The 16,689-nt window shown below is 39.4% G+C and carries 8 protein-coding genes; 1 reads left to right on the forward strand and 7 read right to left on the reverse strand.

From position 1 onward, the window contains the following. Nucleotides 1–6 precede the first annotated feature (6 nt). Nucleotides 7–474, reverse strand: a complete 468-nt coding sequence (locus LQ227_RS16820; protein ID WP_230150050.1) for a CHRD domain-containing protein — start codon at nucleotides 472–474, stop codon at nucleotides 7–9. 561 nt (nucleotides 475–1,035) lie between these two features. On the opposite strand from LQ227_RS16820, the gene LQ227_RS16825 reads away from it, so the two are divergent. Beyond that, a complete protein-coding gene (locus LQ227_RS16825; protein WP_230150051.1) occupies nucleotides 1,036–5,022 on the forward strand; it encodes a hybrid sensor histidine kinase/response regulator transcription factor in 3,987 nt (1,328 codons plus the stop codon). A gap of 229 nt (nucleotides 5,023–5,251) precedes the next feature. Here LQ227_RS16825 and LQ227_RS16830 read toward each other — a convergent pair whose 3' ends face one another. The 6 genes from LQ227_RS16830 to LQ227_RS16855 all read right to left on the reverse strand — a co-directional run bounded on the left by LQ227_RS16830 (nucleotide 5,252) and on the right by LQ227_RS16855 (nucleotide 16,685). Next, nucleotides 5,252–7,462: an alpha-galactosidase gene (locus LQ227_RS16830; RefSeq protein ID WP_230141827.1), complete on the reverse strand. Its 2,211-nt coding sequence runs from the start codon at nucleotides 7,460–7,462 to the stop codon at nucleotides 5,252–5,254. Nucleotides 7,463–7,507: 45 nt separating this feature from the next. Further along, nucleotides 7,508–9,553, reverse strand: coding sequence for an alpha-galactosidase (locus LQ227_RS16835; protein WP_230141830.1), 2,046 nt, complete (start codon nucleotides 9,551–9,553; stop codon nucleotides 7,508–7,510). Next, entirely contained in the window at nucleotides 9,554–11,893 is a 2,340-nt protein-coding gene (locus LQ227_RS16840; protein WP_230141831.1) for a glycoside hydrolase N-terminal domain-containing protein, read from the reverse strand. It lies immediately after the preceding gene. 285 nt (nucleotides 11,894–12,178) lie between these two features. Beyond that, a complete protein-coding gene (locus LQ227_RS16845) occupies nucleotides 12,179–13,387 on the reverse strand; it encodes a DUF4998 domain-containing protein (protein WP_230141832.1) in 1,209 nt (402 codons plus the stop codon). 116 nt (nucleotides 13,388–13,503) lie between these two features. Next, nucleotides 13,504–14,727, reverse strand: a complete 1,224-nt coding sequence (locus LQ227_RS16850; RefSeq protein WP_230141833.1) for a DUF4959 domain-containing protein — start codon at nucleotides 14,725–14,727, stop codon at nucleotides 13,504–13,506. A gap of 20 nt (nucleotides 14,728–14,747) precedes the next feature. Next, the gene (locus LQ227_RS16855) at nucleotides 14,748–16,685 is read right to left on the reverse strand and encodes a RagB/SusD family nutrient uptake outer membrane protein (protein ID WP_230141834.1); all 1,938 of its coding nucleotides are present in this window, start codon (nucleotides 16,683–16,685) and stop codon (nucleotides 14,748–14,750) included. Between the last annotated feature and the right edge of the window lie 4 nt (nucleotides 16,686–16,689).

Here is a 16,689-nt window from a genome sequence, read left to right on the forward strand (position 1 = left end):
TCCTATTTAATTAAGCTGTCCACGCACCAGGCCATTAGGTTGCTGAGCAGAAGAAATCTGCAGATATATTTTTTCGCTCTGCAGTTTTGTGGCCGTTGCCGCATCAACCCCTACCAATCCTGAAGTTTCTCGGTTGGCATTAAAGGCAGGTGTTTTTAAATCGATAAAAACTGTACCCAATGTGGTTTCAGTACCGAGATAGATTTTGGCACTTCCAGGGGTATCACTGTTTTCGAGTGCCTTGTCGAAATAGATGTCGTAATGCACTTCCATATTATCTATCAGGTATACCATCGCGACGGCATGGTCTGTTCTCCCGCTAATGGCTGGCAAAACTTTTGAGGCCGATAGGTCTACCTTCCATTGTTTCTTAATAAAAACTTCAGAGGTGTAGGTATCTTTTTTGCAGGCGCTAAAAAACAGCAGCGCAAGCGCAGGCATCAGGCAATGCCTTTTCAGTGTAAATAGGTTCATAAAAATTTAGTTGTTGATTGTTTAAGGACGTTGATTTAATTGATCATCCATTTTTGTTGATTTTCACGTGTACGAACAAGAACTGCCTATACAGGTCCCTAAATTTTAAAAGCACAGCTTTTGGTGAAAGTAGTTTTTGTTTCATGGTTGGTTTGGTTAATACTTACTGCCAGCTTTGTGATGGGTTGATATCAGATTTGCCTGCAGCGTTGGTTGTTAGTCAAATTTGGTTAAGCCAATGGCAGAAATGGTTAATCTCTGCTGATGATTGCTCTTTTATCACCTTGCATTCGCTTTACCAAAATTAGTTGGGCATAAAATGAAAAAGGTCGAAAATTGTAAATGAAAGGGTAGAAAAACTGTAATCCTTTAATATTTTGATATGTTCGCGCTATATTTAAGGGAAATACATCAGGAGCTATTTTACTATTAGCTATAGGATGGCCAAAAAACTAGCTTAATTTTATGAATCTGCGTTTAAACGCTTTATGGTTTTTGTCAATGCTTTTTATCTGCACCTCTTTGTGTGCCCAGAAAAATATTGTTTTTAACCACCTCAGGATGGAAAATGGCCTGTCGCAAAATTCGGTGATGGCCATTGCGCAAGACAAAAACCAGTTTATTTGGATGGGTACCAAGCATGGATTAAACCGCTATGATGGCTATCGTTTTAAAATTTACAATAATAACGCCGATAACGTCAACAGCATTTCGGATAATGTGATTAATACCCTATTGAGTGATACCAAAGGAAGATTATGGGTAGGTACAGAGACCGGGCTGAATATTTACAATGAAAAAACCGATCATTTTTATCGCATCAATAAACGGAGTTCTGCAAATTCCTTTAGCTGCGATTCAGTAGAATGTTTATATGAAGATCCTCAAAAAAACATCTGGGTAGGCACCTATAATGGGCTCAACCTGGTTATAGATGCTGAAAAACAGATTTTTAAGAAATTCCTCTTTGATAAGCCCAATTATAAGTCTGGGCTCAACTGTGTTTTCTCGATTTTCAAAGACGAAAAGCAAAACCTTTGGGTAGGTACTTATAATGGCTTAGTGCGTATTTACCTGATTAAGGGCAAATATCACTTTGAGATTTTCAGACACAATCCCAATAACAAGAACAGCATCAGTTCTAATGCCGTAAAAAGTATTGTGATCGATAAGCAAAAGCGGCTTTGGTTAGGTACATACAACGGCTTAAACCTATTCGATTACGAACATAAAACCTTTAAACGATACCAAACCAGTGCTATAGATCCAAATTCGATTGTAAATAATGACATTAGAAAACTAACCTGCGACAAAGCGGGTAATATTTGGATCGGTACACAGGAAGGATTAAGTATCCTCGATCCAAATACGCGAAAATTTAGTAATTACCGTTACGACCCGGAGCAAGCAACCGGATTGAGCCAGAATTCTATCCACAGTATTTTTCAAGATCTTAACGGTTCAATGTATGTTGGTACTTTTTATAAAGGGGTAAACATAGTTTATCCGTCTGCTACGCCATTTACTGTATTCCGGAATTCGAAAAAACAACAGGGCTTGAGCAGCGATATTGTAAGTACCATTGTTGAAGATCAATACCAAAACCTGTGGATTGGAACAGAAGGCGGTGGTTTAAATTACATAAACAGAAGCAACAATACCTTTACCTATTATAAATCTGAACCTAATAAGCCCAACGGACTCAACTCCAACTTAATTAAAACCTTATGCCTCGATAAAACCGGGCAATTATTGGTGGGTACGCACCGCGGGGGCCTTTATGTGTTTAATCCAACTACCCATAATTTCAGGAAAATAACTAATGTAAAGGATGTAAAAAATATGCCCAGCAGTGCTGAAGTGATCGCGATAATGGAAGATAGTAATGGAATGGTTTGGGTAGGTTCCAGAGATGGTTTATCTACCCTGAACAAAACCAATGGAATTTATGCCAGCACCACGGTTAAAAGCATTGTAGAAAAAAGCTTAAAGAACCAATATATCGAGGTAATTTTTGAGGATCGAGCCAAAAACCTCTGGATCGGCACCAGGGCAGGATTATATGCCTACAACCCTGCATCAAAAAGAATTACAGCTTATTATCTGAATAAAGCCAAAGGTTTAAAGTCAGAATATATCAATTGTATCATGCAGTTGAAAAATGGAAATATCTGTATCGGAACAGCTTTGGGTGGATTGAGCATTTTCGACAATAAAAGCAGAAAATTCAAAAACTACAGCGAAAAGGATGGCTTGCCAAACGGTAATGTATTGGGAATAATTGAGGATGACGAAAATAACATGTGGATCAGTACAGATAAAGGACTATCCAAATTGGTTTCTAAAACGGGAAAATTCATTAATTACACTAAAAGCGACGGGCTTGCAGGCAACGATTTTAATATCCGATCGTTTTTTAAAGATAGTAAAGGCGAATTATTTTTTGGCGGTTATGATGGTTTAACAGCCTTTTATCCCAGCCAGATTGATATTAATAAGAATGTTGCACCAATCACCTTTACCGAACTCAAACTGTTCGATCAACCCGTAGCGGTAAATGCACCAGATGGATTGTTAAAAGAAGATATCAAAAGCACCAAACAAATTACGTTTAAACACGACAACAACAATTTCAGCATTGGTTTCGCTTTACTAAACTACATTAAACCAGAAAAAAACACTTACCGTTATATCCTCAAAGGTCATAGTAAAAATTGGGTAAAAACCGATGTACCGAGTGTTACCTTTACCGATCTTCCTGCCGGCAATTATACCTTTATGGTTACAGGAAATAATAATGATGGTAATCCCAGTGGTAAAGTTGCAACGCTTAAAATAACGGTGCTTCCACCCTTTTGGGCTACCTGGTGGGCCTATCTTATTTATTTGGCTTTCTTTTCGGGCTTACTGTTTTTAATTGTACGTTATCTTTTTGTACGTGCCCTGCTTAAACGTACGGAAGACATTCAGAAAATGAAACTGAATTTCTTCACCTATGTGGCCCACGAAATCAGAACACCACTTACCTTAATTCTTGGCCCCTTAGAAAATCTTTCCAGGCAATATCAAACCGATACAGAGTTAAATCGTCAGATTATTCCTATAAAAAATAATGCCAACAGGCTAATGCGGCTTATTACCGAGTTAATGGATTTTAGAAAAGCTGAAACCGGGCACCTTACCCTGCATGTTACAGAAGATAATATTGTCGATTTTATTAACGAAATTTTCATCTCCTTCTCTCATCTCGCCCAAACAAATGATATACAGTACGAGTTTGTACACGAGCAGGAAAACATCAGTCTATTTTTTGATAAACGGCAGCTCGAAAAAGTATTGTTCAACCTGTTATCTAATGCCTTTAAATTCTGCAATAAAGGTGGCAAAATATCTGTTTCTCTCTTGGAAATGGAGAATGAAGTAGCGATTAGCATTTCAGATAATGGATTGGGCATACCTGCAGAAAGTTTAAAGAATCTTTTCAGCGATTATTTCCAGGTAGATGAGCAACATTCAAATCAAATCGGTTCGGGAATAGGTTTGGCACTTTCTAAAGCAATTGTAGAAGAACATAAAGGGCATATTACCGTAGAAAGCACACCTGCTGAAAATAATGAACGTGGTTTCACAAATTTCACCGTAAGGTTAAAGAAAGGAAAATCACATTTTAAAACGGCTCTTTTTGATGGCGTAAAAGATTATTCAAGCTTTCCTGATATCTACACGCAACAAGCAGAACAAGAGGTAACAATTTTAAAATCCGAAAAAGAAACTGATATTTCAACCGAAACCATATTGGTGGTGGAAGATAATAGCGAAATCAGGCTACTAATTGCATCACTGGTTGGCAAACATTACCAGGTAGCGGAAAGTGAAAATGGATTAATGGGTTGGGAAACGGCTGTTGAAACACTGCCCGATCTGATTATCTGCGACATTATGATGCCGATAATGGATGGTATAGAACTTTGCCGCAAACTTAAGCAAGACGAACGGACCAGCCACATCCCTGTTATTATCCTTACAGCCCGCTCTTCTCATATCCACCAGGTTAGTGGTTTAGAAACAGGCGCCGATGCTTACATTACCAAACCTTTTAGTCCTGAATTGCTTTTACTTAACGTTCGTAATTTACTGATGTCGAGACAGGTAATGCGTCAAAAATTCCTGAAACACATCCATTTACAGCCGAAAGAACTCACCATAAATGCCATTGATGAAGCTTTTATGCTAAAACTCTTAAAATACATTGATGAACATATCGCCGATGAAGATTTTGGGGTATCTGAACTCGCTTCAATGGTTGGGATGAGCAGGCCTATTTTGTATAAAAAAATCAGAAAACTCACTAACCTCTCCGTAAATGATTTCGTTAAATCGATCCGTTTAAAGAAAGCGATGGAGCTGTTTAAACAAAATAGGTTTACCATTTATGAAGTGGCTTATCAGGTTGGCTTTAACGATCCAAAATATTTTAGCAGGGAGTTTAAAAAACAATTTGGAAAAAGTCCGCGGGCGTTTATGAATGGTAATGAAGAAGAGGATTAGTTTGGTAAAGAGTCCTTAGTCTGTAGTCCAAAGTCTTCAGTCGATCACCCTCGGTTCGTCATCCTGAATTTATTTCAGAATCTTAATAACAAGATAGATTGCGATGATTTGAGACAGCATTACGATCGCATAAGACAAAAGAGTTAAAAACAAAAGTGGAGAAACCTTTAAAAGATTTCTCCTCCAAAGGAGTTCCTTTGGAATATTATGGTCGAAATGACGAATTCTATTACTTTGCTTCTTCTAATTTAAGCACCACACTGGTTCTGGTAGTATTAAGAATAGGATTAAAGCCCACTTTCATCAAGAAATCACCTGTATAAGTTTTAGTAGCATCTATCGATGATTTTGTACCTGGATAAAGGTTGATTTCTTTAATGCGGTACTTCTTTGTTGCATCTAAACCGTTCAATTTAATTGGATACTTACTATTTTCACCATAACGGAAGTTTACCAGGTAATTGAAAATAACACCTTCGTTTTTTTGCGCATTCACATACAACATGGATGCTACGCTACCCGTACGTGGATTAGTCAAACGGTATTGTTCACCTTGCCAGATCGTTTGTTTTACATCGTTATAGTTCTTAATCGCCTCCTGACAGAACTGAAGCTCTTTTTCAGGTAATTTACTCACTACAATATCAAAGCCCAATTTGCCCATCATGGCTACATCGGTACGGAATTTTATTGGCTGTTTTCCCCAATCGGTTACATGGTTGGAACTGCTGATGGCCGGATAAAAATAAGAGTATTCCCATTGCATAAATATGCGCTCTAATGGGTCGGTATTATCACTAGGCCAAAACTCTGTAAAATACTGTAAGGCAGCATAATCTACCCTACCACCTCCACCAGAGCATAACATCATGGGCACCGTTGGATATTTTGCACGGATTCTTTGCAATACACTATACAATCCCCTTACATAATCGATGTAAAAATGAGATTGATTTTTTAAATGAGCGGAGTATGCATTGTAAATTACAGCATTACAATCCCATTTAATGTAAGCCAGTTTAGGATTTTTGGTAAACAGACCATCTACCACACCGAAAACAAAATCCTGTACTTTTGGGTTACTCAGATCGAGTTCTAATTGGTTTCTGAAATAGTACTCAGGTCTGTTTGGCTGTTTTACCACCCAATCTGGATGTTTTTCATAAAGTTCGCTTTTAGGGTTAACCATTTCGGGCTCTATCCAAATTCCGAATCTGGTTCCTACATTATCGGCCTCTTTTACCAAAGATGCTATTCCGTTTGGCAATTTCTTCTTGTTCTCCTGCCAATCGCCAAGCCCGGCATGGTCATCGTTACGTGGATATTTGTTCCCGAACCAACCATCATCAAGTAAAAAGAAATCGACACCCAGTTTTTTGGTATCTTTTAATAAATCGGCCAATTTTTGCTCATTGAAATCGAAATAAGTGGCCTCCCAGTTATTCAAGAGGGTTAACCTACTGCCTTTACCATCTAATATTTTATAATTACGCGCCCAATCTTGCAGTTTTCTGCTGGCATCGCCTTTTCCCTGGTCAGAAAAAGTGTACAAAAAAGCAGGGGTTGTAAAAACCTCACCTGGTTTTAAACTATAGGGCGAAGCATAATTGTTCATTCCGGCAATAATGCGGAGGTTATCCTGGTAATCCAGTTCAAGATCGATCTTAAAATTACCACTCCATTCCATTGCACCATACAAAACATTGCCTTCATTTTCTTCAGCAGGTTTATCTAACGAAATCATAAAAACAGAAGGTTGAAACAAATTTGCCCTCGTACCCAGTTTGCTATCCAAAGTTTTAATACCATGGGTAATTTCACTTTGCTCTGGCTGCATTTCTTTGGCCCAATCGCCATGATACTGATTTAACCAGAAACGTGGTGATTTTAAGTGCAGATTGGCCGATGCATATTTATGTAATACCACTGTACCTTTCTCATTATGTTTAATCTCTGTCCATTGTTCTATTACATCTTGTTTATAAAAAGACTTATAAAACATGGTGACTTCAAAATTGTAAACCGGGTCTTTCAACCTGATTTTAAGTAGGCTCACATTATCATCAATAGCCGTTACGGCATGATCAACGTATTTCAGATCGAGTGAGTTATTGCCATCGGCATGGGTAACGCTAATGGCTGGTTCTACAAGATTTCTCGATCCTGAAGGTGTATACACCGAATTTAGCTGACCGGTATAATCTTCAGTTTGTTTATATTGAGCAGTAACTTGGGCGTATTCTTGCTTATTTGCCAGTTTTTTTCCAAAAAAGATAGTGTTTACATCTTTCTTTACATCGGCCTGTAATACCATGGCATTATGCGCGGTTTCAATAGGAATAACGGTTTGGGCGTTAATATTGCCAACGGTAAAGAGTGAAATGGTAATGGCCAATGCCCCACGCTTGATGTAACCGGTAATTTGATCTGACTTGTTCATTTGTGTTTTCAATGTTAATCGGGTAATGTTTATAGGTAGTTGATTTTATTTATTGTTTATTATGATTTTGAAGATGATGGCATCTTTTGGGCCCACACTTAAAGCTTGGTTATTTTTGAAGTTTTCAGTTTTTTGAGTGATCAAATTCTGACAGCGGTACACTTCATCGATTTTTAAACCGATTCTCGAAAAGTCAAGTATAAAAGATCTTGATTCATCGCTATAATTAAATAACGTGAGATATTTCACATTTCCAACCTGTTTTACAAAAAGTTGCGAAGCCGATTTGCCCCTATTCCCTTCTACCGGAAGAAATGCCTTTCCATCTTTTAATACGTTTAAGATTTCGGTATTGTTCAATAAACGCTGTGCTGTATTGCTCCATTTGCCCTGTCGGGAAAAATCATCGCCGGTAATGCAGGATCCCGTAACAATCGCTGATAAAAACCTGGCCGTATTTTCCTGTTCAGATTGATCGGAAAATACCACGTGATCGGCATCAATATAGTCGTAAAGATAAGTTTGCCACCAGCCGTTGCTTAAACTATTTAAAGTGTACTCGGTATCTTTTATTGTTTTAAACGCATCGCAGGCAATGCGGCGTACATGTACATAACGACCAGATGCCAAACTTGGCGATATGGCTGCGTAAATCAACATTTTATTATCCAACTGTTTTAATAAAAATTCCATGCCCGCTTTATATGCTTGCATCCCCGTAGTAACCTTCGGATCGTAAAAATGATTGGATTCTATTGCAGCGTGACCTAAAAAGTCGATTTTAATCATTTCAAAACCGCATTCTTTAAACTTTTTAATCACTGTAGCAATACGTTGCTGCGTACCTGGATGCGTTGGATCGAGCGCCCTTGCGCCATCTATATCATGGTAGCCTGAACCGATTTTGGTCCACATCTCGCCAAATGTACAATCGCTTCCTTCCGCCTTGCGGGTACCGCCACCAGCGAATCCCCAATCTACAAAGGGTGCCCAGTAAATGCCTGGTTTTAATCCTTTCGATTTAGCATAATCAGCAAAGGCTTTTAGTTTAGAGTAGTCGCCGGTTAAGCCCCCTTTTAGCAGGTTATCCCAATAAGAATCGAGATCGATATACGCTACACCATCGCTTCTAAAGGTTTTTAGGCTATCAGCAAAAAAATCGACAACCTGATTGGCTTTTTCGAGTGTTATTTTCTCTTGCATTACACCCCAACTGTTCCATCCCACCGGAGTTCTGGCTTTCCATTTGAAAACAATAGGCGGCTCTGCTATCCGGTTGGCTCGTGCATAGGTCTCCATACCCGAACGCCAATCGGCAAAAGCACCAAAAAATACTTTTGACGAGCTGATGGTATTTCCTTTTAAATAACCATGTTCAATTTTATCGCGGGTAATGCTTTCTTCGGTATAACCACAAATGGCCTGTATATTTATTTTTTTATCAGCATTCATGCCCGTAATGATGCCTGTTTTCCAGTTGCTATGTTCTATCGAGCCAATTACAAAACCTTTTCTGGACTGATCGTGATACAAAGCCGTAACCTCCGCGCTTGGATTACTTGTGTTGGCCTTTAATGGAACGGCATTGTAAGAAATAAAGGTATCGTTATCAAAAGGAACAAATAAACTGGTTGGTACTTGTGAAGCTTCCTGATCGATTAAATTTCCATTTATAGGCACCATATGGTTGATGGATAGATCAGTGCCTAGCAAAGTAAGGCTGATCATAAAATAATTCTTACCTGCATAGGTATAAAAAACCTGTTGCATAGTTGGTAAACCATGCTGCTTTAACAAGAAAACATGTTTAAAACCCTTTCCAAAACCATCCATTATAACTGTTTTGGTGTAGCTAATCTGCGAGTAATTTTTAGAACTGATTATCTTTTTCTGATGTGCTGCCTGCGAAAAACCATTTAATAATAGTTGCACCGCTCCATCTGATACCCGAAAAGTGCCGGTTTTAAGGTTGTAGTCTATTTTTCCTGCCCGACCATAATTGATTATAATCGCTGACGCTGACCGTTCAGAAAATAACAGGATCAGTAAAATCAAGAATAGCTTATGCCTGGATAAAAATTTAAGAACCATTTATTTACTTAATTTGCTCGACATTATTTCGGTTAATTTTCCATTCATTTTTAGCTTTACCTTTTGAGGTACGGCCGAGGCAATTCTGTAATTTGTAATTTTACCATCTTTCCAATCCATATCAACTGTAAAATTACCCCTTGCCTTTAATCCTTTAATTTCACCAAAAGCTTTCCAGGCATCAGGAATAGCAGGGAGCAGTTCGATAAAACCATCATGACTTTGGATCAGCATTTCGGCAATAGCTGCAGATGCACCAAAATTCCCATCAATCTGAAACGGTGGTCCGGCTGATAACATATTTGGATAAACGCCTCCGCCGGCTCCATAATTAATATCGGTTCTCAAAGTAGGTTTTAAAATCTCTCTAAACAGTTTAAAAGCCCTGTTACCATCCTGCAATCTTGCCCAAAATAACTGTTTATAAGCAATTGACCAACTTGGTCCATCATCCCCCCTTACTTCTAGTGTTTTCTTTGCAGCCTCTGCCAATGCCGGAGTAGCTGTTGGCGTAATTAATCCGGCAGGATAAACCCCATATAAATGCGAGATGTGCCGGTGCTGCGGATCGGTTTCTTTATAATCTTCCAACCATTCCTGTATCCGGCCATCTTTGCTGATTAAACCCACTGGTGGAATAGATTTTAATTTTTCTTGTAACGAAGCACTAAAGGCGGCGTCAGTTTTAAGCAGTTTGGCTGCAGTAATTACATGATTAAAAAGCTCCCTCACAATCTGATTATCGATAGTTGGCCCCATTGAAATGCTTGCTGTTTTTCCGTTGGGCAGGTAAAAAGTATTCTCTGGCGATACTGATGGCGAAGTAACCAGCCAACCTGTTTTTGGATCTTTAACCAAAGCACTTTGATAAAATGCAGCTGATCCTTTTAAGATCGGGTAAATGCTTTTCAGGTATTTTAAATCACGGCTATAGGCAAAATGATCCCATAGATTGCTGCATAACCAACCCGAACCTGCATTTGATGCACCCCATGAGGCACTTTCGCCAGGCTCGGTAAAGCCCCAAACGTTCGTAATTACGTGGGCAATCCATCCATCGGCATTGTAATATGCTTTCGCTGTTCTTGCACCTGGCCCAGTTAAATTTCTTACCAATTCGGCCAGTGGAAGATTTAACTCTGAAAGGTTGGCCGGCTCAATAGCCCAGTGGTTCATCTGTACGTTTACATCTAAATGATAATCGCCGTTCCATGGCGTGTTGATCTGGTTTGCCCATAAACCCTGAAGATTTGGTGGCAAAAGTCCAACCCTTGTACTGCTAATGCTTAAATACCGACCGAACTGAAAAAACAAGGCGCTAAGCGAAACATCATTTTTGTAATCTTTATAGAAACGATCTAACCTCACGTCTGTTGGCAGTTTAGCGGCTTCGCCTTCTCCTAAATTAATTTTCAACCTGTTAAAGAGTTTAGCAAAATTTGCGCTATGATTTGCAAGTTCTAAACTATAAGCTTTCTTTTGAGCCGCTTGCAAAGCCTGTTTTACCCTGGATTCAAAATCCGCATGCTTAAAATCGGTTTCTGCCGCAACGTAAATAATCAGTTCAGTTGCATTTTTTATTTTAAGAATGTTCCCTTCGTTTGTTAGCGTACCATCTTTAAGTTTTGTACTTACGCGGCTCAGGTATTTCATTCCCTTACCATCAGTACCGTTATCCAGCTGGCCAAACATCAGCAGTTCATTACCTTCGCTAGCTAATGTTGCTTTTTCTGATCTGCTGATCGAAATATTACAATTGAGTTTATTAGGTTGATCGGCTGTGAGGCGGATGATATTTACATCATCATCAAAACTGCAGAAATATTCTCTTTTGTATTTTACCCCATTGAGCGTAAATTCGGTTGTGGCCACCGCTTTATCCAGCGATAATGTTCTTTTGTAAACTTCGGGTTTTACATCTTTAACGCCAGAAAATTCATAATCGAGCTGCAAATTACCCAATGTTTGGTATTTGCCCCAATTCGCTCCACCCGATCCCTGCCCTTTGCAAACAAAATCGCGGTTAACCAATTCCTGTGCTTCATCGTTTTTACCTTCCAATATCAGCTGCCTAATTTTGGGTAAACTTTTATACGCTTCGTAATTATTGGCATCTTGTTTCCCACCACTCCATAAAGTGATATCATTCAGCACTATATTCTCCCTGTTAATGCCCCCATCTGGTGTCATGCCCAATTTACCATTACCTAAAGGAAGGGTTTCCTCCCAAATTTTGGCAGGTTTATCGTACCACATCGTTAAAGGCTTTTGCTGGGCAGCGGTATATTCACCTATGAAAAACGAGAATAGTGAAAAAATAATCAAATACTTCTTATACATAGTTTCATTTGTGTGTTGTTATACTCGTAATTAAAAAAGGTTTTAACCACAGATGTACACAGATAAACACGGATTTTATATCTATGTGCTCCTTTTCATCTGTGGTTAAAATGGATCCAGTCACCGGGATCGTCATTTCGACTGGAGTGCAACGAAGTCGAGAAATCTATCTATATAGATCTCTCTATTCCGCTGCGCTCCAGTCGAGATGACGGCCCTTTTGTTTGAATACTTCATTCGAGATGTCGAAATTCAATTATTAATGAATTGAATTATATAAAAAGATTACTGTTTATTCCAGAACCTGATTTCGCTCATATTACTATAGTTCCCATCACCAGTGGTTACATGTTTAATCCTGATGCGAATATAACGAATCGGTTTTCCTGCATTATCCAGTTCTGCGGTTATTGCATTTTTGCCATCATCGCTTCTGGTTACATCTTTTAAAAGTGTCCATCCCTTACTTATTGCTTCAGCTGGCCAACCATTATTACTGGCTGATAAAGTAGTTGTGGCATTGGTTAAATCGGCTGTTCCCCAAACCTCAAAACGATCCGGATTATTGCAACAATCTCTTCCGGTTTCTTCAATACGCGATAAATTGGTATACACCTTACCTAAATCGAATGTGATTACATGAGGCATTCCGCTATTACCCGCACTATGAAAGATATTTGGATAACCTTGTGGCCCTACGCTTCCATCCCAAAGTTTACTGATGCTGGTACCCGATTCGTAAGTTGGCGCATCGCCTGGCAAACGCACTTCGCTAAAAAGCGAGCGATCGCAAAGTACATAATTATAAACCCTTGGAAAAACAGAATAGGCGCCTGCGTCAAAAATATCCAATGAATTTCTTTGCGGAATATAAGAAGAAAGGTACTGTATTTCAGTCCCCGTTTTATAGCTGGGAAGAACAATAGAATTGTCTTTAGGTAAAAGCGTAAGTTCTGAGGCGTTTCCCGAGGCATTGGTATATTTAATAACCGTACCCGTATTTATAGTATCGGGTGCATTAAAATTAAGTTTAACAGATCCGTCAGCATTTACAACATAAGGTTCAGCAGCATTGTAAGCCCTGTTCAGCAAGCCATTTTTGTAAATTGGCCCGAATACTTTTACATTGTTTACTTCTTTTGGAATTGATCTGTTCCCATTTTTATCATAAGAGTAAATCGTAAAAGAATAAACAAATTCCTGAAGGTTCGGTATCGTCGCAAAAACACTATCTGTTTTGCTATTGATTGCTATTACCTGAGAATCTACTTTATTATTATAGTAAATCACGTACTTTACAATACTCGGGTCGGAACTTGATTTCCATTTTAACTGTGCACGAAGATTTCCCGGCCTGCTAAGCACTTCTTTAGGACTACCCGTATAGATAATTTCATGTCCATCAAAAAAGTCCCTGAAATCTGTTTGCTGTTTTTTGCAGCCCATTGTAATAGCCAATGTAAAAAGGCCGACTAAAATTATAAGATTTTTCATCCGTATATAATTATTTTTCTGGTGATGAAGCCGTTACGGTTTATCGATCTCTTTGCGTGAATAAATCGTAACAGTTTCATTTTTTTAAAATTTGATATCAGATTCAATTAGTACTATTATTGTGCGGTGCCATAAGGTGTAAATTCCATCAGGTGAGCTGCGGCTTCGTTGCCCCACACCGTTTGTACGGCTATCCGGAGATATTTCACTGGCGGGGCTGCTATAGGTACTTTAAAGCTGACGCCGTTTCTAACAAAATCGTTATCTGATGAATTGATTGCGGTAGGAAGATTACCCGATGGCGGATCTGGAAAGCGGAAATTACCAAGATTTACCCAATTCCCGATAATCGTACCTTCAGCAGCTGTTACAGGAAGCTGAACATCAGTCGGCGTAGATGAGTTCGTCCCCCAAAGTGCAAATTGCTTAGGATTTGCAAATTTGTAGGTATACTGGTCTCCTGTTCTTTCGTAGAGCACAAAACGGCTTAACTTATAGGTTTTTCCAATACTAAAACTACAAGAATATGGAAGTGAAACGCCGTATCTCGTATGCCAGCCATTTCCATCCTGTTTCCCATCCCATAAATATGGTAGCGTCCAGCCAAAGTCAATCGGGCTGTCTGTGTTCAGGTTTAATGCGCTGAATTTTGATTTGTCAACCGCTTCTTCGGCCAGCGGGATTATTGCTTTCTGAAGCGTGTCTGAAATATTGCCCCATCTGTCAGTAACGTACACCCCAAACCGACGTTCTGTTGATGAAAAACCAGTAACCGAATAATCGATTTTTGGATCTTTAGTAAAACGCTGATCCTCGATTTCCAGGGATTTGGTATTGTTATTATAACTCAACACCACAATACCGATCTGTTTTTTTAGTGGATTCTCCGCTTTAATATTCACCCCACCAAAATCAGCAGAAAGATCTAATGATGGACGCACAACTGAATAAACCGGAGTTAAGGGATTAACCGTAACGGTAACAGGATCAGACATTACGTTTGCCCTCGAAACGGTGTAAAGGGTTACCTGGTATGCTTTTGCTTTTGCAAATCCTTCAACCACTACCGTATCCTGGTAATAGGATGATTTTGTCTCCCGGCCTACATTGTCATTTATCTTGTACTTGGCAAGCACATAAAGAATATTCTGTGAATTGGGAAGGTTATAGGTGATGTTTGCACCTCCGTTAAAATTGTCGACCTTAATATTGCTTACGGGTAATGGTTTAGTTGTATCTTCAGAAATAACGGCGTTAAAACCATTATTTTTCTTGCATGCCACTATGCCAATAATGATCAGCATGATCAAACAACGAAAACTATATTTTTTTATATTCATGATCAAATCTTCTTTAAATATTACCAAAATGGATTTTGAACTAAATTGGGGTTAACCGCCAGATTATCAGACTTAATAGGCCATAAATAATCTTTTGTATTAAACACCGGAACAAAAAGATTACGCGGACGATAGTAGTTCACCGCCTGATCGTCGAAAATGCTCCATCCCTGCATCGGTTTGGCCATTACCGTCTGTAGTTCTTTCCATCGGCGTAAATCCCATCCCGGCATACATTCAAAAGCAAGTTCAATCCTTCTTTCCTGATGAATGATTTGACGAAGACCTGCCTGCGTGCTATATTTTAAAGGGCTTGTAGAAAGCTGAGCCGTCCACGATTCTGCAACTGTCGGAATTTTTGCTCTTTTTCTTACCTCGTCTATATAAGGCAATACTTCAGAATAGTTTTTTCCCTGCTCATTCAAAGCCTCTGCATAAAGCAGGTAAAGATCTGAAAGCCTCATTAATGGAAAATGAAAATCTTCGTAAGACAAACGATCATTATAAACGGTTAGATAATTGACCAGTTTTTTTGGCCAATAGCCTGAAATGTTGGTGTGACTTCCATCTTTCGGACCTGCAAAACTCGTAGTACCACGTGCCTGTACATAATTTGCATTTGCCGGATCGCCCAGTTGACCGTTGCCATACCAAACACCGCCATCAAATCCAATAGATGCGTAAAATCTTGGTTCACGTTTAAAATGTGCTTTAACAGTTTCATAACCATTATGCACATAGTATTGATCTTCGGTTCCTGCAGTTTTTAAAGTGTAGCGGTCTCTGTAATCCCAGGTTTTATCCTCATCAATAGGTAGCCCGTTATTGGTATAAAACAACTCCTGCTGTGCAATGGGAACAGCGAAGAAACCCTGAGCGCTACCTATATTCAGGGCAGCGGCAGCATTAAGACGAGGGATACATCTTTCCTGTTTTCCAAATCCGAAAACCGGAGCCATGCCCCATATCAATTCTGTGTTCTGCTCCCATTTATCGGTAATTGCTGTCTGAAACGAAAGTACATTAATCAGTTCCTGGGGTAGATTAGCGGGCATATTTGCTGTCGGAGTAAAGGTGTGTAACTTCAGTCCGGCTGCCAAACATGCCTTTAATGCCTCATCGCAGGCCTGGGCAGCACGGTCCCATTTCCGTTGATCTTTTTGTGGGTTAAACAGCTGTTGCCCATCTTTATTACTAAGCCCGGCGTAATCAGCGTTGCCATTAAATAATGGGCTCGCAGCAGTTACCAAAATCTGAGCTTTAACGGCGCGTGTAACAAGTGAAGTCACCCTGCCAAGTTCCTGTGTCTGATTTTGGATTTGGGTCGGCAAATCCGGCGTAGCCTCATCTAATAACTGAACCATATAATTTACTACTGAATCTACAGGTTTTCTTTTCACCCTTGTAGCCTCTATCGAACTGTTAATCGGCAGGTTAACATTGGTGATTGGAATAGGTCCATACATCCTGAACAGGTAAAAGTGATAATAGGCTTTTAGGAATTTCACCTCCGCAATCCATCTCTTTTTTTCTGTATCGCCAAGATCTATCGGCTTGTCGATATTTTCCAGCATCGTATTACAGCGTCTGATGGCGTTGAACATTGCCTGCCCTCCCTCATTTCCATCCCAGTAATTTAATCCAGGGTTGTTGCTGGTCTGCGTACCCCTCATCATGTTAAAGCCAACGGCATTAATACCCTGCGTATCGTTCAATTCATTCTGCCCCGGGAAAACAATTTCACCCGAAGTAGAAAATCCCCCGTCCATCCATGGCTCCTGCAACCGCTGTAATGTACTATAACAGGTGAAGAGATAATTTTCAGCCTCGTTACGGTTTCTGAACGCATAATCTATTGTACCTACATTGTCTGGGGTAACGTTCAGGTACTTTTTGCATGATGCCATGGACAATACCATAACAACAGCATATAAAATTTTTGAATATAATGGTTTCATACCC

The organism is Pedobacter sp. Bi27, assembly GCF_918698255.1.
GTDB lineage: Bacteria > Bacteroidota > Bacteroidia > Sphingobacteriales > Sphingobacteriaceae > Pedobacter.